General features: G+C 65.1%; 24 protein-coding genes. 1 reads left to right on the plus strand and 23 read right to left on the minus strand.

The genetic code is table 11. The features are described from left to right. Positions 1 to 47: 47 nt before the first annotated feature. On the plus strand, positions 48 to 2,309 hold the full coding sequence (locus tag HJG53_RS00690; RefSeq protein ID WP_171127326.1) for a hypothetical protein: 2,262 nt from the start codon (positions 48 to 50) through the stop codon (positions 2,307 to 2,309). A gap of 3 nt (positions 2,310 to 2,312) precedes the next feature. On the opposite strand, the gene HJG53_RS00695 is transcribed toward HJG53_RS00690, so the two are convergent. From HJG53_RS00695 to HJG53_RS00800, 23 genes are all read right to left on the minus strand, one after another. Beyond that, a complete protein-coding gene (locus HJG53_RS00695) occupies positions 2,313 to 2,582 on the minus strand; it encodes a DUF1467 family protein (protein ID WP_171127327.1) in 270 nt (89 codons plus the stop codon). A 1-nt stretch (position 2,583) separates the two neighbouring features. Next, positions 2,584 to 4,224, minus strand: coding sequence for a ribonuclease J (locus HJG53_RS00700; RefSeq protein WP_171127328.1), 1,641 nt, complete (start codon positions 4,222 to 4,224; stop codon positions 2,584 to 2,586). Positions 4,225 to 4,348: 124 nt separating this feature from the next. Beyond that, positions 4,349 to 5,131 (minus strand): type III pantothenate kinase, encoded by a 783-nt coding sequence (locus HJG53_RS00705; RefSeq protein WP_171127329.1) that lies wholly within the window; start codon positions 5,129 to 5,131, stop codon positions 4,349 to 4,351. Positions 5,132 to 5,142: 11 nt separating this feature from the next. Beyond that, positions 5,143 to 5,841 (minus strand): biotin--[acetyl-CoA-carboxylase] ligase, encoded by a 699-nt coding sequence (locus HJG53_RS00710; RefSeq protein WP_171128072.1) that lies wholly within the window; start codon positions 5,839 to 5,841, stop codon positions 5,143 to 5,145. Next, positions 5,841 to 7,283, minus strand: a complete 1,443-nt coding sequence (gene nuoN / locus HJG53_RS00715) for an NADH-quinone oxidoreductase subunit NuoN (protein ID WP_171127330.1) — start codon at positions 7,281 to 7,283, stop codon at positions 5,841 to 5,843. Before nuoN ends, HJG53_RS00710 begins: the two co-directional genes overlap by 1 nt. Next, positions 7,283 to 8,821, minus strand: a complete 1,539-nt coding sequence (locus HJG53_RS00720; protein ID WP_171127331.1) for an NADH-quinone oxidoreductase subunit M — start codon at positions 8,819 to 8,821, stop codon at positions 7,283 to 7,285. The genes nuoN and HJG53_RS00720 overlap by 1 nt, the downstream gene beginning before the upstream one ends. Continuing rightward, positions 8,818 to 10,887, minus strand: a complete 2,070-nt coding sequence (nuoL, locus tag HJG53_RS00725) for an NADH-quinone oxidoreductase subunit L (protein WP_171127332.1) — start codon at positions 10,885 to 10,887, stop codon at positions 8,818 to 8,820. Before nuoL ends, HJG53_RS00720 begins: the two co-directional genes overlap by 4 nt. Further along, positions 10,884 to 11,189 (minus strand): NADH-quinone oxidoreductase subunit NuoK, encoded by a 306-nt coding sequence (gene nuoK, locus HJG53_RS00730; RefSeq protein ID WP_171127333.1) that lies wholly within the window; start codon positions 11,187 to 11,189, stop codon positions 10,884 to 10,886. Before nuoK ends, nuoL begins: the two co-directional genes overlap by 4 nt. Next, positions 11,186 to 11,794 (minus strand): NADH-quinone oxidoreductase subunit J, encoded by a 609-nt coding sequence (locus HJG53_RS00735; protein ID WP_171127334.1) that lies wholly within the window; start codon positions 11,792 to 11,794, stop codon positions 11,186 to 11,188. Before HJG53_RS00735 ends, nuoK begins: the two co-directional genes overlap by 4 nt. Beyond that, a complete protein-coding gene (locus HJG53_RS18295; RefSeq protein ID WP_217352554.1) occupies positions 11,794 to 11,973 on the minus strand; it encodes a hypothetical protein in 180 nt (59 codons plus the stop codon). The genes HJG53_RS00735 and HJG53_RS18295 overlap by 1 nt, the downstream gene beginning before the upstream one ends. 10 nt (positions 11,974 to 11,983) lie before the next feature. Beyond that, positions 11,984 to 12,469: an NADH-quinone oxidoreductase subunit NuoI gene (gene nuoI / locus HJG53_RS00740; RefSeq protein WP_171127335.1), complete on the minus strand. Its 486-nt coding sequence runs from the start codon at positions 12,467 to 12,469 to the stop codon at positions 11,984 to 11,986. Next, positions 12,466 to 13,521: an NADH-quinone oxidoreductase subunit NuoH gene (gene nuoH, locus HJG53_RS00745; RefSeq protein ID WP_171127336.1), complete on the minus strand. Its 1,056-nt coding sequence runs from the start codon at positions 13,519 to 13,521 to the stop codon at positions 12,466 to 12,468. Before nuoH ends, nuoI begins: the two co-directional genes overlap by 4 nt. Continuing rightward, positions 13,518 to 15,521 carry an NADH-quinone oxidoreductase subunit NuoG gene (gene nuoG / locus HJG53_RS00750; protein WP_171127337.1) on the minus strand — a complete coding sequence of 668 codons (2,004 nt, stop codon included), beginning with the start codon at positions 15,519 to 15,521 and terminating at the stop codon, positions 13,518 to 13,520. Before nuoG ends, nuoH begins: the two co-directional genes overlap by 4 nt. Before the next feature lie 139 nt (positions 15,522 to 15,660). Next, a complete protein-coding gene (locus HJG53_RS00755; RefSeq protein ID WP_171127338.1) occupies positions 15,661 to 16,326 on the minus strand; it encodes a hypothetical protein in 666 nt (221 codons plus the stop codon). A gap of 82 nt (positions 16,327 to 16,408) precedes the next feature. After that, the gene (gene nuoF / locus HJG53_RS00760) at positions 16,409 to 17,707 is read right to left on the minus strand and encodes an NADH-quinone oxidoreductase subunit NuoF (RefSeq protein WP_171127339.1); all 1,299 of its coding nucleotides are present in this window, start codon (positions 17,705 to 17,707) and stop codon (positions 16,409 to 16,411) included. A 143-nt stretch (positions 17,708 to 17,850) separates the two neighbouring features. Further along, the gene (locus HJG53_RS00765) at positions 17,851 to 18,522 is read right to left on the minus strand and encodes an NAD(P)H-dependent oxidoreductase subunit E (RefSeq protein ID WP_171127340.1); all 672 of its coding nucleotides are present in this window, start codon (positions 18,520 to 18,522) and stop codon (positions 17,851 to 17,853) included. Continuing rightward, positions 18,522 to 19,751, minus strand: a complete 1,230-nt coding sequence (locus HJG53_RS00770) for an NADH-quinone oxidoreductase subunit D (RefSeq protein WP_171127341.1) — start codon at positions 19,749 to 19,751, stop codon at positions 18,522 to 18,524. Before HJG53_RS00770 ends, HJG53_RS00765 begins: the two co-directional genes overlap by 1 nt. An 82-nt stretch (positions 19,752 to 19,833) precedes the next feature. After that, a complete protein-coding gene (locus tag HJG53_RS00775) occupies positions 19,834 to 20,724 on the minus strand; it encodes an NADH-quinone oxidoreductase subunit C (protein WP_171127342.1) in 891 nt (296 codons plus the stop codon). A 109-nt stretch (positions 20,725 to 20,833) separates the two neighbouring features. After that, a complete protein-coding gene (locus HJG53_RS00780; protein ID WP_254447507.1) occupies positions 20,834 to 21,376 on the minus strand; it encodes an NADH-quinone oxidoreductase subunit B family protein in 543 nt (180 codons plus the stop codon). After that, positions 21,376 to 21,753, minus strand: coding sequence for an NADH-quinone oxidoreductase subunit A (gene ndhC, locus HJG53_RS00785; RefSeq protein ID WP_171127344.1), 378 nt, complete (start codon positions 21,751 to 21,753; stop codon positions 21,376 to 21,378). Before ndhC ends, HJG53_RS00780 begins: the two co-directional genes overlap by 1 nt. Positions 21,754 to 21,824: 71 nt before the next feature. Beyond that, the gene (locus tag HJG53_RS00790; protein WP_171127345.1) at positions 21,825 to 22,625 is read right to left on the minus strand and encodes an inositol monophosphatase family protein; all 801 of its coding nucleotides are present in this window, start codon (positions 22,623 to 22,625) and stop codon (positions 21,825 to 21,827) included. A gap of 107 nt (positions 22,626 to 22,732) precedes the next feature. Next, positions 22,733 to 23,296, minus strand: coding sequence for an elongation factor P (efp, locus tag HJG53_RS00795; RefSeq protein WP_171127346.1), 564 nt, complete (start codon positions 23,294 to 23,296; stop codon positions 22,733 to 22,735). Between the two features lie 38 nt (positions 23,297 to 23,334). Further along, positions 23,335 to 23,910 carry a M23 family metallopeptidase gene (locus tag HJG53_RS00800; RefSeq protein WP_368039473.1) on the minus strand — a complete coding sequence of 192 codons (576 nt, stop codon included), beginning with the start codon at positions 23,908 to 23,910 and terminating at the stop codon, positions 23,335 to 23,337. Between the last annotated feature and the right edge of the window lie 3 nt (positions 23,911 to 23,913).

Raw genomic sequence — 23,913 nt, forward strand, 5'->3', positions numbered from 1 at the left:
AACCTCCCGCTTGTTCTCAGGCCCTCAAAAGCTGTTATGCTCCGGCCATGACCGGGGGCAATATCGTCGGGCTGAGGCCCGAACCGCAAGACGATCTGATCGAGGAAGATGTGACGGTTCTCGTACCCGAGCCCGTGTTCGAGGAGCCGCCTGCCCGACGTGCCGGCGAGTGGATCGTGCCCGTGCTGCTCGCGCTGGCGGCAGTCGCCTGGATATCCTTCGTCGTCTGGTCGATTGCGGCGCGGCAGGATGCTTTTGCCAATCTCGCGATGATCATCGGTGCGGCGAGCGCGCCCCTTGCCGTGCTGGGCGTGGTGGGCGTGCTGGCGCTCCGCACCAGCAGGCGCGAAGCACAGCGCTTTCTGTCCACCGCGCAGGGCATGCGTAGCGAGTCGGTCAGGCTGGAAGCTCAGGTCGCCCAGCTGACCGCGCGACTCGACGCGAATCGCGAGGCGCTCTCCGATCAGGCGATTCAGCTGACGCAAATCGGCGAAGAAGCGGCGGCACGCCTGGCGGGAATCGCCTCCGGCTTCCGGACCGATGGCGAGGCGCTCGATCGCCACGCCGACACGTTGGTCGAGTCGGCCGGCAAGGCCAGCAAGGAACTGGAACTGCTGCTGAACGCGCTACCCAAGGCGCAGGAACAGACCGGCGGCATCGCCATTGCCCTGGACGCCGCTGGGGGCGCGGCGCTTGCCCAGGCCGGCGCTCTCGAAGCGCAGCTGTCGGCTCTGCTCGCTCGTGGACGCGAGGCCGACGAGGTCGCGAGCGGCGCGGCCCAACGACTGGCTTCGCACCTCGCCCGCATCGAGAGCACGACCGAGTCCGCGCGGGTCCAGCTGGACGCGACGGCCGAGCAGATGAACGAAGCCGTCCAGGCATCGCTCGCCCGAGCGGCGGAGGCGCTGGAAGAGGCGCGTCGCAGCGTGGAAGCCCAAGGCTCGGCGATGCTGGCGCTGGTCGATCAATCGCGCGCAGCTCTGGACACCACCGGCACCGACGTGATGACTGCCCTCGCCGCCCGCATCGAAGCGATCGGCACCGAGATAGATGCGATCGGCCGCTCCATCGCCCGGCACGACACCAGCGGCACTGCGCTGGTCGACAAGCTCTCCTCGGGCGTCGCGGACATCGAACAGCGGCTCGCGCGGCTGGATGAGGACGGCGGCACGCGCACCGAGCGCCTCGCGGGTGCCGTGCAGGCGCTCGGCGATCATGCCGAGCGGCTGGCCGGCGCACTCGCCAATGCCGGTGACGCTGCGGACAGCTTCATTGGGCGGAGCGAAGCGTTGCTCACTGCGCTCGACGCCAGCGCGCGCGAGATCGACGAGACCCTGCCGGCGGCTCTCGCCCGGCTCGACGGCTATGCGGCCGCCAGCCAGGAGCGGCTGCAGGCGATGCGTCCGGCGATGAGCGAGGTCGAGAATGGCGCGACAGCAGCCCTCGACCGTCTCGCCCAGACCGAGAAGCTGCTGCAGCAGCAGCGCGAGGCGGTGGAGCTGTTCGGCCAGGCCGCGGAACGCCAGCTGCAATCCGGCAGGCGCGGCGTCACGGAGTTGTCAGACGCGCTCGATCAGGCCCAGGGCCAGATGGCGGCGGTCGCCGATGGCTCCGGCGCGCAGCTGATCGAAGTCATGCTCCGCGTGCGCGATGCCGCGGCGCAGGCGGCGGAGCGGGCAAGGGAGACGTTCGAGCGGATCGTGCCCCAGGCGGCAGCTTCCATCGGCCATGCCGCCGATCGGGCGCTTGAAGAAGTCGTGGCCGCACGAGTGGAGAAGCAGGTACTGTCGGTCGCGGAAGCCGCCGAGCGCGCCGTCGCCGCAGCCAATGCGGCCGCCGCGATGCTGCACGACCAGATGGCGCAGGTGGAACAGGGCGCAGCGGCGCTGGAAGCGCGAGTCGAGCAGGCGCGCGAGCAGGCCGATGCCGCCAATCGCGAGAGCTTCTCCCGCCGCGCGTCGCTGCTGATGGAGGCGCTCAACTCGACCGCCATCGACGTTGCGAAGATCCTCTCGAACGAAGTCACCGACAGCGCCTGGGCGGCCTATCTGAAGGGCGATCGCGGCGTCTTCACCCGCCGCGCCGTGCGCCTGCTGGAGGCCGGCGAGAGCCGCGCGATCCTGTCGCATTACGACAGCGACCCCGAGTTCCGGGAGCAGGTGAACCGCTACATCCACGATTTCGAGGCGATGCTGCGCAACGTCCTCGCCACACGCGACGGCAGCCAGGTGGCCGTGACCCTGCTCTCCTCCGACATGGGCAAGCTCTACGTCGCGCTCGCCCAGGCCATCGAGCGGCTCCGCGCCTGACGGTCAGTTGGACGGCGAGAACAGGTCGAGATCGGCGGGGCCGATCCAGCCATTGACGTAGTTGGCGTAATAGAGCCCGAACAGGATCGCCGAGACGATCGTCGTGCGCACGGCCACCCGCGCGATGCTGAACTGATGAGGGGCACTGTCGGCCTGTCCGGGCACGCGCTCGGCTCCGGCCTCTTCATGGGTGCGGACGCCGAAAGGCAACACGAAGAAGACCGACAGCGCCCAGAACAGCAGGTAGATGGCAAGGATTGACGTCCAGCGCATGCTACACCCTCAGTAGCAGGACATCGACGATCGGCTTCTTGCCCGTCCATTCGACGGCCTTGCGGCGAACGGCGAGCCGGATCGACTCGCGCATTTTGTCCTCATCCTTGCCGCCGGCGCGTGCCGCCTCGGCTGCCGCGTCGCAGGCATCGGCCAGGAACTCGTCCTTATCCTCTTCGACCGGAATGCCTTGCAGGCGCACCTCGGGCTCACCCTTCAGGCGCCCTGCCGCGTCGAGCGCGACGGCCACCGACATCTGCCCGTAGGCGGCGATGCGGCGCCGCTCGTTGATCGTCGAACCGTCTGCCGGCAGAATCACATCGCCGTCGAGGACCAGCCGCCCTGCCCGCTCCTGCCCGACAACGCGCGGCCCGTCGGGCGAAAGCCGCACCATCGTGCCATTTTCCTGCACGATCGAGCGGGGCACGCCCTGTGCCTCGGCGAACCGCGCCTGTTCGGCCATGTGTCGACGCTCGCCATGGACCGGTACGATGATCTCCGGCCGGATCCACTTGTACATCAGCGCCAGTTCCGGGCGGCCGGGGTGCCCGGAGACGTGCACATGCGCCTGGCGATCCGTGATCATCTGGATGTTCTTCGCGGCCAGCGCATTCTGAATGCGACCAATCGCTATCTCGTTGCCGGGGATCTGCTTCGACGAAAAGACGACCAGATCGCCTTCGCTGAGCTTGATCGGATGCTGGTCGAAGGCGATGCGGCCGAGCGCGGCGCGGGCCTCGCCCTGCCCGCCCGTTGCCACGATCATCACCTCGCGCGGCGGCAGCTTCATCGCGGATTCGAAGTCGATCGGCTCCGGAAAGTCGCGCAGATAGCCGACGCTCTTTGCCACCCGGAGGATGCGATCGAGCGAGCGGCCGGCAACGCAGATGCGCCGGCCGGTGTCCTGCGCCACCTGGCCCAAGGTCGCCAACCGCGCCGCGTTGGACGCGAAGGTGGTGACGAGCACGCGGCCCGTCGCGCCGGCGATCACGCCGTCCAGCCCCTCGCGCACCGCGGCCTCCGAGCCCGATGCTTCGTCGTTGAACACGTTCGTCGAATCGCAGACCAGCGCCAGCACCCCCTTGTCGCCAATCTCCTCCAGCTCAGCGGCGGTCGAGGGTGTGCCGAGCAGCGGCTCCTCGTCCAGCTTCCAGTCGCCGGTATGGAAGACGCGGCCATAGGGCGTCTCGATCAGCAGCGCATTGCCTTCGGGGATGGAGTGGGCAAGCGGCACATATTCGAAACCGAACGGCCCCAGGTGAAACTGGCCGTGTTCGCGATCGATCACGTGCAGCTTCACCTGCTCGCTGATGCCCTCCTCCTCGAGCTTGCCGCGGATGAGGCCAGCGGTGAACGGCGTCGCATAGAGCGGCACGCCGAGGTCGGCGGCCAGATAGGGAAGCGCGCCGATATGATCCTCATGCCCATGGGTCAGCACGATCCCGAGCAGATCGCCCGGCCGCTCCTCGATGAAGCTCAGGTCCGGCAGGATCAGGTCGATGCCCGGATATGCCGGATCCGCGAAGGTGATGCCGCAATCGACCATCACCCATTTTCCCTCGCACCCGTAGAGGTTGACGTTCATGCCGATTTCGCCCGAACCGCCGAGCGCGAGGAAGAGAAGTTCTTTACCGGGAGTCATGTTGTTCCTTGCTTTGCCCCCACTCCGTCATCCCGAACTTGTTTCGGGACAAGCTTTCCAGCTTCGGATCGTTGGAGGCCCTTTGCCGAAACAAGTTCGGCATGACGTTTATGTAGGGACTTGCTTAGCCTTTTACACGCTCCGCAAGCATCGCGAGCCCGCGTAGCGTGAGATCATGCTCGACCGCGTCGAACGCTAGCGTGTGCTTCTCGAACAGGACCGCCAGGCCCCCAGTGGCGATCACTTTGGCAGGCCGCCCGATCTCCGCCTTCATCCGCGCGATCAGACCTTCGATCAGGGCGACATAGCCCCAATAGATGCCGATGTTCATCTGATCGACGGTGTTGCGGCCGACAACCGAGTTGCCGACAGGCGCCTCGATCGCGATGCGCGGCAGCTTGGCGGCGGCATTGACCAACGCATCCAGCGACAGGTTGATGCCCGGCGCGATGATCCCGCCCTTATACGCCCCGCGATAATCGATCCAGTCGATGGTGGTGGCGGTGCCGAAATCGACCACGATCAGGTCGCCCTCGTGCAGCGCATGCGCCGCGATCGCGTTGACGGCCCGGTCGGCACCGAGATTCTGCGGCTCCTCCACATCCAGGTCCATGCCCCATTCGACGGGCGCGCGTCCCGCCACCAATGGCGTCACCCCAAAATATTTGGTCGACAGCACCTCGAGATTGTGGAGCGCGCGCGGCACCACGGTCGAGATGATCACCTTGTCGATCGCCGACCGCTCGAGCCCTTCGAGGCCGAGCAGCTGCGTGATCCACACCGCATATTCGTCGCCCGTCCGCCGCGGATCGGTCGCGATACGCCAGCGCGCGCGAATGCCGCCTGATCCGGGCTCGACGAGCGCGAAGACGACGTTGGTGTTCCCCGCATCGATGGCGAGCAGCATGGCCGTTTCCTTCAGATCGTGAACACATCGCCGGCGTGGATGACTTGGACCTCGCCCGAGGGCAAGCGCAAGCGGAGCGCGCCCTGATCGTCCAGCCCGTCGAACAGCCCCTCGAGCGGAGGCAGGTCCGGCAGCCGCACGGAGAGGGCAGTGCCGAGCGGATGCGCACGGTCGAGCCAGCGCCGGCGCACCTCGTCGAGCGAGCGACGCCATGCCGTCAGCCAGCGGGCGAAGGCATCGGCAAGGTCACGCAGGAACAGCTCGGCGTCCGGCGGCGTTGAACCTTGAGCGGCCAAGCTGGTCGTTTTCCGATCCAGACCGTCCGGATGGTGCGCGAGATTGACGCCGATCCCGACCACCACCGCGTCCCCGGTCCGCTCGAGCAGGATGCCGGTCAGCTTCGCATCGCCGATGAGGAGATCGTTCGGCCATTTGATCGTGGCGTCCGCGCCATAGGCACGCAGCGTCTCTTCCAGCGCCACCGCGGCGACCAGCGCCAGGGTGGCCGCACCGGTATCGCCCGCACGGAGCCGTACGATGGTGCTCGCATAGAGATTACCCGGCGGCGACACCCAGGCGCGGCCAAGCCGTCCCCTGCCCGCCGTCTGCTCAATCGCCCGCAGCCACAGCCCTTCGGCCGCGCCGTTCGCAGCGAGCGCCAGCATGTCGGCATTGGTGGACGCGGTCCGCTGGACCGTGCGGATCTCGATCAGAACAGCGCCCGCGCCGCGTTGATGCTGACGATGCCCAGCGCCGGAATCAGGAAATAGCCGAGCGGCGACATGGCCAGCGCCGACAGCGCGATCAGCCCGCCTTCGACCTTGTTGTCGACCGGCCGATAGGCAGGCGCGGGATCGTCGAAGTACATCGTCTTGACGATCTTCAGATAATAATAGGCGCCGATCACCGAGGCAGCGATGCCGATGGCGGCGAGCGGCCACAGCCCGGCCTTCACAGCCGCGTCGAACACCACGAACTTCGACCAGAAGCCCAGTAGCGGCGGGATGCCCGCCAGCGAGAACATGAAGATGGCAAGCGCCAGCGCAAGACCGGGGCTGGTTCGCGACAGGCCGGACAGGCTGGCGATCGTTTCGACATTGCGCCCTTCGGCATCGCGCATCTGCAGCACCACCAGGAACGAACCGAGCGTCATCACGATATAGATGGCCATATAGGTCATCACCGCCGCGACCCCGTCCACCTGCCCGGGCTGCACGGCGGCAAGGCCGATCAGCGCGAAGCCGACATTATTGATCGACGAATAGGCGAGCAGGCGCTTGATGTTGGTCTGGCCGATCGCCGCGACGGCGCCCAGCACGATCGAGGCCAGCGCCGAGAAGATGACGATCTGGCGCCATGCCTCATAGGCCGGGCCCATCGCCTCGACCGTCACACGCACCATGAGCGCGACCGCCGCGACCTTCTGAACCGAGGCGAACAGCGTCGTCACGGGCGTCGGCGCGCCTTCGTACACGTCGGGCGTCCACATGTGGAACGGCACCGCCGCGATTTTGAACGCGATACCGGCAAGCACGAACACCAGTCCGAACAGCAGGCCGGTCGAGACCTCGCCGCCGAACGCCGCCGCGATCGCATCGAACTGCGTCGTACCGGTGAAACCGTAGAGCAGGCTGATACCGTAAAGCAGGATGCCGGAGGCGAGCGCGCCGAGGACGAAATATTTGAGCCCGGCTTCGGCCGAGCGATTGTCCCGCCGCATGAAGCTGGCGAGGACGTAGGACGACAGGCTCTGCAGTTCGAGGCCGACATAGAGGGTCAGCAGGTCGGACGCCGAGACCATCATGCCCGCGCCCACCGCCGACAGCATGATCAACACCGGATATTCGGCGCGCAAGGGACTGCCATTGCGTTCGAAATAGTCGGGTGCCAGCACCACCGCGACCGCGGCACCGGCATAGATCAGCACCTTGGCGAAAGCGGAGAAGCTGTCCGCGCGGTACAGGCCGCCAAACGCATCGCCCGCCGGGTTCAACGACGCGAACACGGCCACGACGAAGAAGATCACGGCAGCCCAACCGATCCAGCGCGATGCCTTGTCGCCGGCATAGGCCGCGCACATCATCAGCGCGATGGCGCCGAGCGACAGCAGCACCTCGGGCGCGGCGACCAGAAGATTATGTGCGTAGTCCATCAGTGGTGCGCCTCGGCCTTAGCTGGCGCCGCGTGGGCGGCGGAACCGGCAGCGAAGCCCGGATCGAAGCTTGGGCGGGCACGATCGATCCGCGCGACCAACGTGCCGATGTCCTGGCGCATGGGGGCGAGGAAGCTTTCCGGGTAGACGCCCATCCACAGCACCACCGCCGCGATCGCGCCCAGGCTGAGGATCTCGCGCCCGTTCAGATCCGGCAGCGTCGCCGCCTCGGGCGTGCGCGCTACCCCGAACGCGATGCGCCAATAGAGATAAAGCGCATAGCCGGCGCCCAGGATAATCCCGGTGGTGCAGACCGCAGTCGCCCAGGTCGACACTTGCCATGCGCCCATCAGCGAGAGGAACTCGCCGACAAAACCGCTCGTCCCCGGCAGACCGATCGAGGCCATGGTGAAGAGCAGGAACAGCACGGCGTATCGCGGCATGTTGTTCGACAGCCCACCATAGGCCGCGATCTCGCGGGTGTGCAGCCGGTCGTAGATCACGCCGACGCACAGGAAGAGCGCGCCCGAGACGAGGCCGTGCGAGAGCATAACGATCATGGCGCCTTCAAGGCCCTGGCGGTTGAAGGCGAACAGGCCGATCGTCACGATCGCCATGTGGGCGACCGACGAATAGGCGATCAGCTTCTTCATGTCGGCCTGCACCAGCGCGACCAGCGAGGTGTAGACGACGGCAATGCCCGAAAGGACCAGCACCAGCGTCACCAGTTCGCCCGATGCTTCCGGGAACATCGGGATGGAAAAGCGGATAAAGCCATAGCCGCCCAGCTTCAGCAGCACGCCGGCCAGGATTACGGAGCCAGCAGTCGGCGCCTGCACGTGCGCGTCGGGCAGCCAGGTATGGACCGGCCACATCGGCACCTTGACCGCAAAGCTGGCGAAGAAGGCGAGCCAAAGCCAGGTCTGCGCCTGGACCGGGAAATCGGTCGCCATCAGCGTCGGGATGTCGGTCGTCTTCGCATAATTCGACATCCACAGCATCGCGATCAGCATCAGCACCGACCCGAGCAGCGTGTAGAGAAAGAATTTATACGAGGCGTAGATGCGGTTCGCGCCGCCCCAGATGCCGATGATCAGGTACATCGGGATCAGGCCGGCTTCGAAGAAGATGTAGAACAGGAACAGGTCCTGCGCCGCAAAGGTGCCGATCATCAGCACCTCGACGAGCAGGAAGGCCGCCATATATTCCGGCACCTGCTTCTCGATCGACGTCCAGCTGGCGAGGATGCAGATCGGCATCAGGAACACGCTGAGCATGATCAGCATCAGCGCGATGCCGTCGATGCCGAGCGCCCAGGCGAAGCGGTCGCCGAACAACGGCAGATATTCCTGGAACTGCCACTGCGATCCGCCCTGCTGGAACATTGCCCAGAGCAGGATGCCGAGCGCCAGGTCGATCAGCGTCGCCGCCAGCGCCGTCCAGCGGGCGCCATCAGGCTTTAGATAAAGGCAGGCGATCGCCGCGGCGGTCGGCACCGCGAGCATGATCGACAGGATGGGAAAGCCGAGCTGGTTCATGCCGCGATCGCCCAGGTGGCGAGGCCGGCCAGGCCGATCAGCATGACGAACGCATAGGTGTAGACATAACCCGATTGAAGGCGGCCGCTAACCCGACTGGTGCCCGCGACCAGCGCGGCCGCGCCGTTGGGGCCGAAGCGGTCGATCGTGCCCTCGTCACCGCGCTTCCACAGGAAGCGGCCGAAGGCGAACGCCGGACGCACGAAGATGATATTGTACAGTTCGTCCCAATACCATTTGTGCTGCAGGAAATCGTAAAGGCCGCGGAAGGTGGCGGTGAAGCGCGCCGGCACGGACGTGTCACGGATATAGGCCCACCAGGCGATCAGCAGCCCGGTCAGCATCGCGAAGGTGGCCGATAGTTTCACCCACAGCGGCACTTCGTGCATCGCGTGCATCAGGTGCGTGTCGAAGGCGAGGCTGCCGTTCCAGAACTCGGCGCCGTGCTCCGCGTTCAGGAAATAATGTTCGAACGCCCAGCCGGCGAAGACCGCGCCGACCGACAGCAGCACGAGCGGCGTCAGCATCGACCAGGGGCTCTCATGCGGATGATAGCCGCCGGTGCCCTCCGCCACATGGTCATGGCCGGCATGGTGGGCGGCGGGCGTGTGCCCCGCATCCTCCTGCGCCGGGGGATTGTCGTGATCATGGCCATGGCCATGCGAATCATGGATCGCGTGCTGGATATGCTCCGACGCCGCCCAACGGGGCTTGCCGAAGAAGGTCAGGAAGACCAGCCGCCAGCTGTAGAAGCTGGTCAGCAGCGCCGCGAACACGCCGATCGCGAAGGCGACCCGGCCGATGTCAGAGCCATTGCCGTAGGCCGCCTCCAGGATCGCATCCTTCGAATAGAAGCCCGCGAAACCGAAGATGCCCGCGACGCCGACGCCGGTGATCGCCAGCGTGCCGAGCGTCATGGCGACGAAGGTAATCGGAATCGATTTCCGCAGGCCACCATAGAAGCGCATGTCCTGCTCATGGTGCATCGCATGGATGACCGAGCCCGCACCCAGGAACAGCAAAGCCTTGAAGAAGGCGTGCGTGAACAGGTGGAACATCGCCGCGCCATAGGCGCCCACGCCGGCGGCAAAGAACATATAGCCGAGCTGCGAGCAGGTCGAATAGGCGATCACCCGCTTGATATCGGTTTGCGTGGTGCCGACCGTCGCCGCGAAAAGCGCGGTCGCGGCGCCGACGACCGTCACCACCGTCATCGCCGTCGCGCTCGTCTCGAACATCGGCGACATGCGGCAGACCATGAACACGCCGGCGGTGACCATCGTCGCGGCATGGATCAGCGCGGAGACGGGGGTCGGACCTTCCATCGCGTCCGGCAGCCAGGTGTGAAGGCCGAGCTGCGCCGACTTGCCCATCGCGCCGATGAACAGCAGCAGGCAGAGCAAAGTCATCACGTCGAAGCTGCCGCCGAGGAAACCGACCGTCGCTCCAGCCATGGTGGGCGCGCGCTCTAGGATCTCGGGGATCGAGACGGTGCCGAACACCCAGAAGGTACCGAAAATGCCGAGCATGAAGCCGAAGTCGCCAACCCGGTTGACGACGAAGGCCTTGATCGCCGCCGCATTCGCGCTCGGCTTATAATACCAGAAACCGATCAGCAGGTAGGACGCGAGGCCCACCCCTTCCCAGCCGAAGAACATCTGGACCAGGTTGTCTGCCGTCACCAGCATCAGCATCGCGAAGGTGAACAGCGACAGATAGGCGAAGAAGCGTGGCTGGCTATCGTCCTCTGCCATATAGCCCCAGCTATACAGGTGGACGAGCGCCGAGACGGTCGTGATCACGACCAGCATCACCGCCGTCAGGGTATCGACCCGCAGCGCCCAGGCGACCTGGAACGGACCCGAGCTGATCCACTGCAGCACCGGCGCGACATGGGCGTGCTCGGTGTGAGTCAGGAAGCCGATGAAGATCGGCCAGCTGAGAGCGCACGAAATGAACAGCGCGCCGGTCGTCACCGTCTTGGCAGCGGTGTTGCCGATCGCGCGATTGCCGAGCCCGGCAATGATCGCCGCCAGAAGCGGCAGAAAGACGATCGCCTGGATCATCCGTGCATCCTGTTGGCATCGTCCACCGCGATCGTGCCGCGGTTACGGAAATAGATGACGAGAATGGCGAGCCCGATCGCCGCTTCGCCCGCCGCGACGGTCAGCACGAACATCGCGAAGATCTGCCCGACCAGATCGCCCAGATAGGCGCTGAACGCGACCAGGTTGATGTTTACGGCGAGCAGGATCAGCTCGATCGCCATCAGGATTACGATCACGTTCTTCCGGTTGAGGAAGATGCCGAGCACGCCCAGCACGAACAGGATCGCCGAGACGGTCAGGAAGTGGTTGAGGCCGATCATAGTTCGACCCCCACCCCGACCGGCTGGTTGACGTTGCGCGTGGCGTCCTCGGGGCGACGGAGCACCTGCAGACCTGGCTTCTGCGCCTTGTAGTCCTTGCGCTCGCGATGGGTCAGCACGATGGCGCCGATCATCGCGACCAGCAGCACCAGTCCGGCCGCTTCGAAAATGTAGAGGTAGCGCGTGTAGAGCAGCTGGCCGAGCGCCTGGATGTTCGACACGCTCGTGGCAGCCATTGGCCTGCTGGACAGGGCGACCGGGCCGGAACCCCGCACCGTCACTGCAATGATGATCTCCGCCAGCAGCGCGACCGCGACCACGCTGCCGAAGCCCAGATAGCGGGTAAAGCCCGCCCGCAGCTCGGCAAAGTCGATGTCGAGCATCATGACCACGAAGAGGAACAGCACGGCGACCGCGCCGACATAAACGATGACCAGCAGCATCGCGATGAACTCGGCGCCCAGCAGCAGCATCAGCCCGGCGGCGTTGAAAAATGCCAGGATCAGCCACAACACGCTGTGCACCGGATTGCGGGCGGTGATCGTCAGCAGCGCCGACAGGATCATCACACCGGAGAAGAGGTAAAAGGCGAACGCCTGGATCATCACCGGTCCTCCCCTGCCTCGCAGGGGAGGGGGACCGCGATGCGCAGCATCGTGGTGGAGGGGCCCGAACCGAAGCGGAGGGTTGCACCGCCGGCTACGCCGCCGGCCCCTCCACCATGCTTCGCATGGTCCCCCTCCCCTGCAGTGCAGGGGAGGATCTGGATGACAGAATCTCGCATGGCGGCGCGCTTAGCGATAGGGGGCATCGGCGGCAAGATTGCCGGCAATGCTCCGCTCCCACCGGTCGCCGTTCTCGAGCAGCTTCTCCTTGGTGTAGATCAGCTCCTCGCGCGTCTCGGTCGAGAATTCGAGGTTCGGCCCCTCGACAATGGCATCGACCGGGCACGCCTCCTGGCAAAGGCCGCAATAGATGCACTTGGTCATGTCGATGTCGTAGCGCGTCGTGCGGCGGCTGCCGTCCTCGCGCGGCTCGGACTCGATCGTGATGCACATGGCCGGGCAGATCGCTTCGCACAGCTTGCACGCGATGCAGCGTTCCTCGCCATTCGGGTAACGACGCAACGCATGCTCGCCGCGAAAACGCGGGCTCAGCGGGTTGCGTTCATACGGGTAGTTGATCGTCGCCTTGGGCTTGAAGAAGTAGCGCAAAGTCAGCGCATGCGCCTTCAAGAACTCCCACAGCGTGAACGCCTTGATGTGTTGCGCGAGGCTCATGAAACACCTTGGTAGCGGGTCAGCATCAGGACGCCCGAAACGATGAACACCCACAGGATCGACAGCGGCAGGAAGACCTTCCAGCCCAACCGCATGATCTGGTCATAGCGGTAGCGCGGGACGGTCGCCCTCACCCAGCTGAAGATGAAGAAGAAAAAGAAGATCTTGCCGAACAGCCAGAGGATGCCCGGAATGTCGAACCAGGGGATCAGGTCGATATTGAGCGGCGGCAGCCAGCCGCCCCAGAACAGGATGGCGTTCAGCGCGCACATCAGCAGGACGTTCGCATATTCGCCCAGCCAGAACAGCGCGAACGCCATCGACGAATATTCGGTCTGGTAGCCGGCGACGAGCTCCGATTCCGCCTCGGTCACGTCGAACGGCGTGCGCGCCGTCTCCGCCATGGAAGATATCAGGAACACGACCCACATTGGCAGCAGCAGCGGGTTCAGCACGAAACCGTTGAAAATACCGAAGATATGTCCCCGCTGCGCATCGATGATGCCCTGCAGGTTGAACGTGCCCGCCCAGAGCACGACGGTGATCAGTACGAAGCCGATCGACACTTCGTAACTCACCATCTGCGCGGCGGCGCGAAGGGCAGAGTAGAAGGGGTATTTCGAGTTGGACGACCAGCCCGAGATGATCACGCCGTACACGCCCAGCGACGAGACGGCGAGGATGTAGAGCAGGCCGACATTGATGTTGGCCAGTACCATCTCCGGCCCGAACGGAATCACCGCCCAGGAGATCAGCGCGACGGTAAAGGTGATGATCGGCGCGAGCAGGAACAGGCCCTTGTTGGCCGCTGTCGGGATGATGGTTTCCTGCAGGAACACCTTCAGCCCGTCGGCAAAGCTCTGCAGTAGGCCGAAGGGACCGACCACGTTGGGGCCGCGCCGCAGCGCCATCGCCGCCCAGACCTTGCGATCGACATAGATGATCATCGCGACCGCCAGCATCAGCGGCAGCGCTATCAGCAGGATGCCGATCAGGGTCGCGACGAACCAGCCGCCTTCATAGCCGAGGTAAGAGGCGAAGAAGTCGGTCACTCCGCAGCCTCCGCATAGTCCTGGCCATGCGTGATTTCGGCCGAGCAGCGCTGCATCGTCGGGCTGGCGCGGCAGATTGAGTTGGTCATGTAGAAATCGGCCACCGGATAGGCGATCGGTCCCAAAGCATCGACCGGCAGCGCCGGCGGGTTCCAGGCCATCGGCGCGATGGCATTCTCGACGCCCAGCGCCGGCACTTCGGCGACCATGGCCACGCGCAGCTGGTCGAGCGTGTCGAACGAAAGCGGCTTGCCGAGCACATCGGACAGGGCGCGGAAGATCCTCCAGTCCTCGCGCGCCTCGCCCGGCGGAAACACGGCCTTTTCGGCAACCTGCACGCGGCCTTCCAGGTTCACGAAAGTGCCACTCTTTTCGACATAGGAGGCAGCCGGCAGGATCACATCGGCGGCGTGGGCGCCCTTGTCGCCGTGGTGGCCGATATAGACCTTGAAGCTGCCGGCGAACTTAGTGAAGTCCACCTCGTCCGCGCCCAGGAAGAAGGCGAGCTTCGGCGCCGCGGCAACCACGTCCGCGATCCCGCCTTTCCGGGCATAGCCGAGCATCAGCCCGCCCATCCGGCTCGCCGCCAGATGCAACACGTTGAAGCCGTTCCACCCGTCACGAACGAGATTCAGCTGTCCAACCAGTGCCAGCGCCGCACCCAGTGCTCCCGCCTTGAGCGCGCCACCGCCGACGATCACCGCTGGCCGCGATGCCGCCCCGAACACCTCGGCCACCGTCCCCGGCAGCTTGCCGAGCAGCGCAAGGTCGTTGCCCAGCCATTCGACCTTGTAGGTCAGGTCGGTCTCAGGCCCGATCGCGAACACCCTGGCACCGCGGCGGATCGCCTTGCGGATGCGCGTGTTGACCAGGGGCGCTTCAAGGCGGGGATTGGTGCCGATCAGCAGGATCGCGTCCGCTTCCTCAATGCCGGCGATGGTCGTGTTGAAGTTGACGGCGGCGAGGCTGGACGTGTCGTAATCCATGCCGGTCTGTCGCCCTTCGAGCAGCTCCGACCCGAAGGACCGCAGCAGGGCCTTCGCCGCATACATGGTCTCGCAGTCGACCAGATCGCCGGCAATCGCCGCCATCGAACCATCGGCGTGCCGCGCGATCTCGGCGAAAGCTTCTTCCCAGGTCGACGGCTGCAGCTTGCCGGCGCGGCGCACGAACACGCGGTCGAGCCGCCGCCGTACCATGCCGTCGATGGCGTGACGCGACTTGTCCGACAGCCACTCCTCGTTCACATCCTCGTTGATGCGCGGCAGCACCCGCATCACCTGCCGCCCGCGGCTGTCGAGGCGGATGTTCGACCCGACCGCGTCATGCACGTCGATCGACGGGGTCTTCTTCAGCTCCCAGGGCCGCGCCTCGAAGCTCTGCGGCTTTTGCAGCAGCGCGCCGACCGGGCAGAGATCGGCGACATTGCCCGAAAGCTCGCTGGTCAGCGCCTTCTCGAGATAGGTCGTGATCTGCATGTTCTCGCCGCGGCCGATCGCGCCGATTTCCTCGACGCCGGCGACCTGCTCGGCGAAACGCACGCAGCGCGTGCATTGGATGCACCGATTCATCGATGTCTTGATGATCGGGCCCATATACTTGTCGGTGACCGCGCGCTTGTTCTCGTCGAAGCGAGAAAAGCCACGGCCATAGGCCATGGTCTGGTCCTGCAGGTCGCACTCGCCGCCTTGGTCGCAGATCGGGCAATCGAGCGGGTGGTTGATGAGCAGGAACTCCATCACCCCCTCCCGCGCCTTCTTGACCATCAGACTATCGGTGCGGACTTCCTGATTGTCGGCCGCGGGCAGCGCGCAGCTGGCCTGGGGCTTGGGCGGCCCCGGCTTCACCTCAACCAGGCACATGCGGCAATTGCCCGCGATAGCGAGACGCTCGTGATAGCAGAAGCGCGGGATTTCCTTGCCTGCGGCTTCGCAGGCCTGGAGGACGGTCGCGCCCTGGGGGACCTCGACTTCGATCCCGTCGACGGTGAGTTTAGGCATTCAGATACAGGCTCCGGGCCGAGCCTCTAGACGGGGGTTACAGGCGGGGCAAGGGCGGAAGAGAAGCTTGTTCCCCGGCGAAAGCCGGGGCCCAGGAGTCGCCCGGAATGGACCCCGGCCTGCGCCGGGGAACAGGCTGTTACTGCACTCCACCCGGCCGGAACGCAGGCCCGGCATAGGTCATCTGCCCCGCCCAATAGCGGGCCGACACGTGATAGGCTGCCTGCACGATGGCGCTGCGCAGCTCCGCCTTGCCATAGGCCATGCGCGACGCGCCCTGGCAGGCCGACAGCCATTGCCCAAGAGAGTCGAACACCTTGGCTTCCTGCTCGGAACCCGGCTCGCTCTTGATCAGCTTTTCGGTCCCGTTCGGGTTGCTCCGCGCGACGCAGTCGGCGGTGAGGAACAACGTCTTGGTGGGGTCTTCCGCGCCCATCAGGTCCTTTTCGACCGGCAGCGAGAAGTTGGCGAGATCATAGACCGCGCGCTGCGGCTGCACGCCGAACTCCACGAAGTCGCGCTTGAACAGTTCCTGCGCCAGACCGCCGCGCAGCGCCGATACGGTCACCGTTGCATTGGCCGCGTCCTGACATTTGCCTGCGACGCCGAGAGAGACGGCGGACCAATCGACCTGACCGCCCGTCAGCGGCAGCGACTTGAGCAGGCCAACCGCGACGCCTCGATCCGTGCGGACGATGCATTTGCCGAGCTGAACAGCGCTGACGGACGGGCTGCCACTGTCCGCCAGGGCCGGCGTTGCCGCGGCAGATGCCGCCAGCGTGGCGAGAATGAGCAGCTTCCCCATCTGAACCCTCCTTCGCATCGGCGCCGTGCGCCTTCCCTGTGCCTTCATCATGCTCCGGCACCGGGGTTTTGAAAAGAGGCTGTTACTCGGCCGCTTCGGCAAACTCCGCATGGCCGCGTCGCGCAACGATACGGCGTTCGAGTTCGGGGCGGAAGTGGCGGATCAGGCCCTGGATCGGCCAGGCGGCGGCGTCGCCAAGCGCGCAGATGGTGTGGCCTTCGACCTGCTTGGTGACTTCCTCCAGCATGTCGATCTCTTCGATCTCGGCATTGCCTTCGCGCAGCCGCTCCATCACCCGCCACATCCAGCCCGTGCCTTCGCGGCAGGGCGTGCACTGGCCGCAGGACTCGTGCTTGTAGAAATAGCTGAGCCGGCTGATCGCGCGGACCACGTCCGTCGACTTGTCCATGACGATGATCGCGGCGGTGCCGAGTCCGGACTTCAGATCCTTCAGCGCGTCGAAATCCATCGGGCAGTCGATGATCTCGTGCGCCGGGACCAGCGGCACCGACGAACCACCGGGGATCACCGCCAGCAGATTGTCCCAGCCGCCGCGAATGCCGCCGCAATGCTTCTCGATCAGCTCGCGGAAAGGGATGCTCATCGCTTCCTCGACCACGGTCGGCTTGTTCACATGGCCGCTGATCTGGAAGAGCTTGGTGCCCTCGTTCTTCGGTCGCCCGAAGCTCGCGAACCAGGCCGCGCTGCGCCGCAGGATGGTCGGCACCACCGCGATCGACTCGACATTGTTGACGGTGGTCGGGCAGCCATAAAGTCCCGCGCCCGCCGGGAAGGGCGGCTTCAGGCGCGGCTGGCCCTTATGGCCCTCCAGGCTCTCGATCATCGCGGTTTCTTCGCCGCAGATATAGGCGCCAGCGCCGCGATGGACGAACACGTCGAAATCATAGCCTGAGCCGGCGGCGTTCTTGCCGAGGAAGCCGCGGTCATAAGCCTCGGCGACCGCCGCAAACAGCGTCTCGGCCTCCCGGATATATTCGCCGCGAATGTAGATGTACGCCGCTCGCGCGCGCATCGCGAAGCCGGCGATCAGCGCGCCCTCGATCAGCTTGTGCGGATCATGACGGATGATCTCGCGGTCCTTGCAGCTGCCGGGCTCCGACTCGTCGGCGTTGATGACGAGGAAGCTGGGTTTGCCGGGCTTCGGCTCCTTGGGCATGAAGCTCCACTTCATGCCGGTCGGGAACCCCGCCCCGCCCCGCCCGCGCAGCCCCGACGCCTTCACCTCATCGATGATCGCGTCTTGGCCTTTCAGCATCAGGCTCTTGGTATCGTCCCAATCGCCGCGGGCTATGGCCGCGTCGATGCGCCAGTCCTGGAACCCGTACAGGTTGGTGAAGATGCGGTCCTTGTCAGCGAGCATGGCTCAAGCCTCAGATAAAGTGCTGCACCCCAAGAGCGGTTCGGGCTGAGCTTGTCGAAGCCCTCCCTTCTTGCTTGGGTGAACAGAAAGGGAGGCCTTCGACAAGCTCAGGCCAAACCGGGTGGAAGGTGCGAGCGAAAGCACTACGCCGCCCATTCCGAACGATAATCGTGATTTTCCGAGACCATCGCGGTCAGGGTGGTCGGCCCGCCCTCCGGCGCACTCGTCTGCCGGCCGATCTGCGACAGGGTCTTGGGCTGCTCGCCCTTCGCCAGCGCATCGAGCACGGCCAGCGTGTTCTCGAAGGTCAGATCCTCGTAATTGTCGTCGTTGATCTGTACCATCGGCGCGTTGGCGCAGGCGCCCAGGCACTCCACTTCGGACAGCGTGAACAGCCCGTCAGCGGTGGTCGTGCCCTTCTTCAGCCCACGCTCGTGGCAGGCGCGAAACACGTCGTCCGAGCCGCGCAGCATGCAAGGCGTCGTCCCGCACACCTGCACATGATAGCGCCCGACTGGCGCCAGATTGTACATGGTGTAAAAGGTCGCGACTTCGTAGGCGCGGATATAGGGCATATCGAGCTGCGCCGCGACGAACTCGATCACCGGCACCGGCAGCCAGCCTTGCGTATTCAACTCCTCACCCACCTGTCGCTGGGCAAGGTCGAGCAAGGGCATCACCGCCGATTGCTGCCGCCCCGCCGGGTAGCGCGCGATGATCTCGCGCGCCTTCTCCTCATTGGCGACGGTCCACGTAAATGCGCCCCAACGCGCGCGGACTTCCGCCTCGTCCGGGATTTGAACTGCGTCAGCCATCAGCGGTCACATTCACCAAAAACGATATCTATTGCACCCAACACCGCCGTGACGTCGGCCAGCATGTGGCCCTTGCACATGAAGTCCATCGCCTGGAGGTGGCTGAAGGCGGTCGGACGGATCTTGCAGCGCCAGGGTTTGTTGGAACCGTCCGAGACGAGGTACACGCCGAACTCGCCCTTGGGGCTTTCGGTCGCGACATAAACTTCACCCGCGGGCACGTGGAAGCCCTCGGTATAGAGCTTGAAGTGATGGATCAGCGCTTCCATCGAGCGCTTCATTTCGCCGCGCTTGGGCGGCACCACCTTGCGGTCGAGGCTGGCGATCGGCCCTTCCGGCATCTCGTTCAGGCACTGCTTCATGATCCGCGCCGACTGGCGCACCTCTTCCACGCGCACCATGAACCGGTCGTAGCAATCGCCGCGCGTGCCAACCGGGATTTCAAAGTCCATACGGTCATAGACGTCATAGGGCTGCGACTTGCGCAGATCCCACGGGATGCCGGCGCCGCGGATCATCGGGCCCGAAAAGCCCCAGGCGAGCGCGTCTTCCTTGCTGACAGTCGCGATATCGACGTTGCGCTGCTTGAAGATGCGGTTGTCGGCGACGAGGCTGATCGCGTCTTCGAACAGGCGCGGCAGGCGCTTGTCCAGCCAGTCGCCGATATCGGCCAACAGCTTCAGCGGCGCATCCTGGTGCACGCCGCCGGGCCGGAAATAGGCCGCATGCATACGCGCGCCGGACACGCGCTCATAGAAGTTCATGCAGTCTTCGCGCAGCTCGAACAGCCACAGGTTCGGCGTCATCGCGCCGACGTCCATGATGTGGGAGCCGAGGTTCAGCAGATGGTTCTTGATCCGCGTCAGCTCGGCCCAGAACACGCGCAGATATTGGGCTCTGAGCGGCACTTCGAGGTCGAGCAGCTTCTCGATCGCCAGGACGTAGCTATACTCCTGGCTCATCGGCGAGGCGTAATCGAGCCGGTCGAAATAAGGGACCGACTGCAGATACGTCTTGTTCTCGATGAACTTTTCGGTGCCGCGGTGGAGCAGCCCGACGTGCGGATCGACCCGCTCGATGATCTCGCCGTCCAGCTCCAGCACCAGGCGCAGCACGCCGTGGGCGGCCGGGTGCTGCGGGCCGAAGTTGATCGTGTAGTTCTGGATGTCGATATCGCCGGCAGTGTCGGGTTGTGCCGGCTCACGAAGGTCGATCGCTGTGTCAGTCATCGCTCAACCTTGTGCTCCGGCGAAGGCCGGAGCTTTGTTACGCAGGGCTCCGGCCTTCGCCGGAGCAAGGTGGAGGTGAGAATTACCCATTCTTGCCCTCCGGTTGATCGGTGGTGCGCGGGGGGACCGGCTCGGCGGTTTCCGGCTGCGCCTTGTCGGCGGGCGGCTCGGCAGGGGCGCCGTCCTGCTGGACCGGCTTCTCGTGCGGCTGGTTGCCCGGATGCGGCTGGCCGGCCCCGGTTTCCCTGACCGACTCCGTGACCTTGGCTTCCTCGACCGGCGGCTTGGCGGCGGTCGACGTGACGGTGCCAGCCTTGGCGATCTGGTCGGCGGTCAGCGGCGTCGGCGCGCCCTTCGCCTCCGGCACCGCCTTCTCGTCGCCCGGCAGCACATATTCGGCGCCTTCCCAAGGCGAGGTGAAGTCGAACGCGCGGAAGTCCTGCGCCAGCTTCACCGGCTCGTAGATGACGCGCTTATGCTCTTCCGAATAGCGCATCTCGACATAGCCCGTCATCGGGAAGTCCTTGCGCAGCGGATGGCCGCGAAAGCCATAGTCGGTCAGGATGCGCCGCAGGTCCGGATTGCCCTCGAACAGGATGCCGTACATGTCGTAGGCTTCCCGCTCGAGCCAGCCGGCGACCGGCCACAGTCCGGTCACGCTCGGCACCGGGCTGTCCTCGTCGGTCGAGACCTTGACGCGGATACGGTGGTTCTTGGTAACCGACAGCAGGTGATAGACGACTTCGAACCGCTCCGGCCGGGACGGATAATCGACGCCGGCGATCTCCATGAGCTGCTGGTAATGGAACTGGTCGCGCAGCGTGCGCATCACGTCCAACAGAAGGGTGCGCTCGACGGTGAAGGTCACTTCCTCCAGCCGCTCGACCGCTTCGATCAGCGCGCTGCCGATCGCCGGCCGAATGGCCGCGATCACGCCTTCGTTGCTGGCAATTCTCGGTGCGGGGCTCAACATCCGGCCACCTCAACTCCGTTCGCTTCGAGCGAAGTCGAGAAGCGGAGCATAACGTTACGCGCGTCTCTCGACTTCGCTCGAGACGAACGGATGGAAGGTAAGCAGGCCCTCACCGCTCGATCGTCCCTTCGCGCCGAATCTTCCGCTGCAGCTGCATGATGCCGTACAGCAAAGCCTCCGCGGTCGGCGGGCAACCGGGTACGTAGATGTCGACCGGCACGATGCGGTCGCAGCCGCGCACGACCGAATAGCTATAGTGGTAATAGCCGCCGCCGTTCGCGCAGGATCCCATCGAGATCACATATTTCGGCTCCGACATCTGGTCGTAGACCTTGCGGAGCGCCGGCGCCATCTTGTTGCAGAGCGTGCCGGCGACGATCATCACGTCCGACTGGCGCGGAGAGGCGCGCGGCGCGGCGCCAAACCGCTCCAGGTCATAGCGCGGCATGTTGACGTGGATCATCTCGACCGCGCAGCAGGCAAGACCGAAGGTCATCCACCAGAGCGACCCGGTCCGCGCCCATTGGAACAGGTCTTCGGTCGAGGTGACGAGGAAACCCTTGTCCGACAGCTCGGAGTTGAGATCGTTGAAATAATTCTGGTCCGGCAGCGTCCCCTCGGGCGGGAACTTGTTTTCGGCCGGCGAGAGCATCACTCCCATTCGAGCGCTCCCTTCTTCCATGCGTAGATATAGCCGAGCACCAGTTCGCCCAGAAAGATCATCATCGCCCACCAGGCCGCCCAGCCGGTGCCCATCAGCGACACCGCCCAAGGGAAGAGAAATGCCGCTTCCAGATCGAAGATGATGAACAGGATCGCGACCAAATAGAAGCGCACGTCGAACTGACTGCGGCTGTCCTCGAACGCCGGAAAGCCGCATTCATATTCGCTGAGCTTTTCCGGGTTGGGCTTGTGCGAGCCAGTGAATCGCGCCGCGACCATCGGCAGGAAGACGAAGGCGCTCGACAGCAGCAGCGCCACGCCCAGGAACAACAGGATCGGCAGATAGCCGGCGGCGACCGACGCCATTGGGAGAACTCCGACAGAGACTTGGGCGGGCATCTAGGCCGCTGCCCGCTGCAGCGCAACCGTTTCAGGAGTTAGCGCAGCGCACCCGCCACGAGCTTGTGCAGGCGGGTGTGGAGGCCGTCGTTCGCGGCGAGAAACTCGCTGCGTTCCATCACGCGTTCGCCGCCGCGGAAATCGGTGACGAAGCCCCCGGCTTCACGCACCAGCAGCACGCCCGCAGCCGCATCCCAAGGCTGCAATCCGGACTCCCAGAAGCCGTCATACCGCCCGGCAGCGACCCAGGCGAGATCGAGGGCGGCCGAGCCGAAGCGGCGAATGCCCGCGACTTCCGGCGCCACCGCGCCGAAGATGCGGCTCCATTGCGCGAGATCGCCATGGCCCTTGAACGGAATGCCGGTCGCGATCAGCGCGTCCGCCAGGTCGCGGCGCGACGAAACGCGCAGCCGCTGGTCCTGCAGCCAGGCGCCACGGCCCTTTTCGGCCCAGAAGCTCTCGTCAGTCAGGGGCTGATAGACGATCCCGCTGGTCACTTCGCCCGACGGCTCCTGCACCGCGATCGAGATAGCGAAGTGCGGGATGCCGTGGAGGAAGTTGGAGGTGCCATCGAGCGGATCGACGATCCAGCGGGGCTTGGACGGGTCGCCCTCGATCTCGCCGGCCTCTTCCATCAGGAAGCCCCAGTCGGGCCGCGCCTTCTTCAGCTCCTCATAGAGCGTGCGTTCGGCGCGCTGGTCGGCCTGGCTGACGAAATCGGCGGGACCTTTGCGCGACACCTGCAAATGCTGGACTTCATTGAAGTCGCGCCGCAGGCGCGGTGCCGCCTTGCGCGCGGCCCGCTCCATGACGGTCAAAAGGCCTGAATGACTGGGCAATACCAAACTCCGTTCGTCTCGAGCGAAGTCGAGAGACAATGGGTGCGGACTACGGCGTATCTCGACTTCGCTCGATACGAACGGACCTTGTTACGCCGCCAGCAGACTCAATCCGCCCGCTTAACATATTCCTTGTTGTAAACGTCCACGACGATGCGGGTTCCGCTGGCGATGTGCGGCGGCACCATCACGCGCACGCCATTATCGAGCACGGCCGGCTTGTAGCTGGACGAGGCGGTCTGCCCCTTCACCACCGCGTCCGCCTCGACGATCGTCGCTTCGATCTGGTCCGGCAGCTGGACGGAGATCGGCTTCTCCTCGTGCAGTTCCAGCACCACGTCCATGCCGTCCTGCAGGAACGCTTCCTCGTCGCCCAACATGTCGGACGAGAGTGAGATCTGGTCGTAATTGTCCTTGTCCATGAAAACGAGCATGTCGCCGTCGCGATAAAGGAACTGAAAGTCCTTCGTGTCGAGCCGCACCCGCTCCACCCGCTCGTCGGAACGGAAGCGGTTGTTGGTCTTGCGGCCGTCGATCAGGTTCTTCATCTCGACCTGCATATAGGCGCCGCCCTTGCCGGGCTGGGTGTGCTGGATCTTGACTGCGCGCCACAGGCCGCCCTCGAATTCGATGATGTTGCCGGGACGAATGTCCACGCCGCTGATCTTCATGTGACCGACCTTGAGAAAGACTGGAAAGTGGCGCGCCTCTAGCGGGCGGTGGGCTTTCCGGCAAGCAGCGGGTAGGGATTGACGTTGCGCCCCTGCCACCAGCCTTCGCCGCTGGCCATCCGCTTCACCTCGAAATGGAGATGCGGTCCCTCAGGGCTGGCATTGCCGCTGGACCCCACCGTGCCGATCAGGTCGCCCGGCCGCACCCGCTGCCCTTCGCCCAGACCCTCACGATAGGCGTCGAGATGGGCATAATAATAGACCGTCCTGCCGTCCGCGCTCCGCACATAGAGGGTGTGTCCGCCGGGCTTGCTTTCGAAGATCTTCTCGATCCTGCCCGGCGCCGCCGCGACCACCGGCGTACCGCGCGGCGCCATGATGTCGATGGCGTGATGCTCGCGTGCACCGCCTTCCCGCGCCTGGCCCCAGGTGTCTGTCAGCTGCGCGGGCTGCACACCGGCCACCGGCAGGACCAGGTCTCCGCCCGGCGCCTCGGCGGTCGCGGGAGCAGGTTCGGGTACCTGTTCAGCTCTGCCGCCGAAGCGCAGCATCAGCCCGACCACCCCGGCGGCGGCGACGAACAGCAGCAGCAACAACCAGCCGAGACGTGTCACGGC

Source organism: Sphingomonas sp. ID1715, from assembly GCF_013044515.1.
In the GTDB taxonomy this organism is placed as follows: domain Bacteria; phylum Pseudomonadota; class Alphaproteobacteria; order Sphingomonadales; family Sphingomonadaceae; genus Sphingomonas_B.

Bases quoted from the DNA above. Each gene is read 5' to 3' on its own strand.
- HJG53_RS00690 (WP_171127326.1), top strand. From the start codon at position 48: ATGACCGGGGGCAATATCGTCGGGCTGAGGCCCGAACCGCAAGACGAT.
- HJG53_RS00695 (WP_171127327.1), bottom strand. From the start codon at position 2,582: ATGCGCTGGACGTCAATCCTTGCCATCTACCTGCTGTTCTGGGCGCTG.
- HJG53_RS00700 (WP_171127328.1), bottom strand. From the start codon at position 4,224: ATGACTCCCGGTAAAGAACTTCTCTTCCTCGCGCTCGGCGGTTCGGGC.
- HJG53_RS00705 (WP_171127329.1), bottom strand. From the start codon at position 5,131: ATGCTGCTCGCCATCGATGCGGGGAACACCAACGTCGTCTTCGCGCTC.
- nuoN (WP_171127330.1), bottom strand. From the start codon at position 7,283: ATGGACTACGCACATAATCTTCTGGTCGCCGCGCCCGAGGTGCTGCTG.
- HJG53_RS00720 (WP_171127331.1), bottom strand. From the start codon at position 8,821: ATGAACCAGCTCGGCTTTCCCATCCTGTCGATCATGCTCGCGGTGCCG.
- nuoL (WP_171127332.1), bottom strand. From the start codon at position 10,887: ATGATCCAGGCGATCGTCTTTCTGCCGCTTCTGGCGGCGATCATTGCC.
- nuoK (WP_171127333.1), bottom strand. From the start codon at position 11,189: ATGATCGGCCTCAACCACTTCCTGACCGTCTCGGCGATCCTGTTCGTG.
- HJG53_RS00735 (WP_171127334.1), bottom strand. From the start codon at position 11,794: ATGATCCAGGCGTTCGCCTTTTACCTCTTCTCCGGTGTGATGATCCTG.
- HJG53_RS18295 (WP_217352554.1), bottom strand. From the start codon at position 11,973: ATGCGAGATTCTGTCATCCAGATCCTCCCCTGCACTGCAGGGGAGGGG.
- nuoI (WP_171127335.1), bottom strand. From the start codon at position 12,469: ATGAGCCTCGCGCAACACATCAAGGCGTTCACGCTGTGGGAGTTCTTG.
- nuoG (WP_171127337.1), bottom strand. From the start codon at position 15,521: ATGCCTAAACTCACCGTCGACGGGATCGAAGTCGAGGTCCCCCAGGGC.
- HJG53_RS00755 (WP_171127338.1), bottom strand. From the start codon at position 16,326: ATGGGGAAGCTGCTCATTCTCGCCACGCTGGCGGCATCTGCCGCGGCA.
- nuoF (WP_171127339.1), bottom strand. From the start codon at position 17,707: ATGCTCGCTGACAAGGACCGCATCTTCACCAACCTGTACGGGTTCCAG.
- HJG53_RS00765 (WP_171127340.1), bottom strand. From the start codon at position 18,522: ATGGCTGACGCAGTTCAAATCCCGGACGAGGCGGAAGTCCGCGCGCGT.
- HJG53_RS00770 (WP_171127341.1), bottom strand. From the start codon at position 19,751: ATGACTGACACAGCGATCGACCTTCGTGAGCCGGCACAACCCGACACT.
- HJG53_RS00775 (WP_171127342.1), bottom strand. From the start codon at position 20,724: ATGTTGAGCCCCGCACCGAGAATTGCCAGCAACGAAGGCGTGATCGCG.
- HJG53_RS00780 (WP_254447507.1), bottom strand. From the start codon at position 21,376: ATGCTCTCGCCGGCCGAAAACAAGTTCCCGCCCGAGGGGACGCTGCCG.
- ndhC (WP_171127344.1), bottom strand. From the start codon at position 21,753: ATGGCGTCGGTCGCCGCCGGCTATCTGCCGATCCTGTTGTTCCTGGGC.
- efp (WP_171127346.1), bottom strand. From the start codon at position 23,296: ATGAAGATCAGCGGCGTGGACATTCGTCCCGGCAACATCATCGAATTC.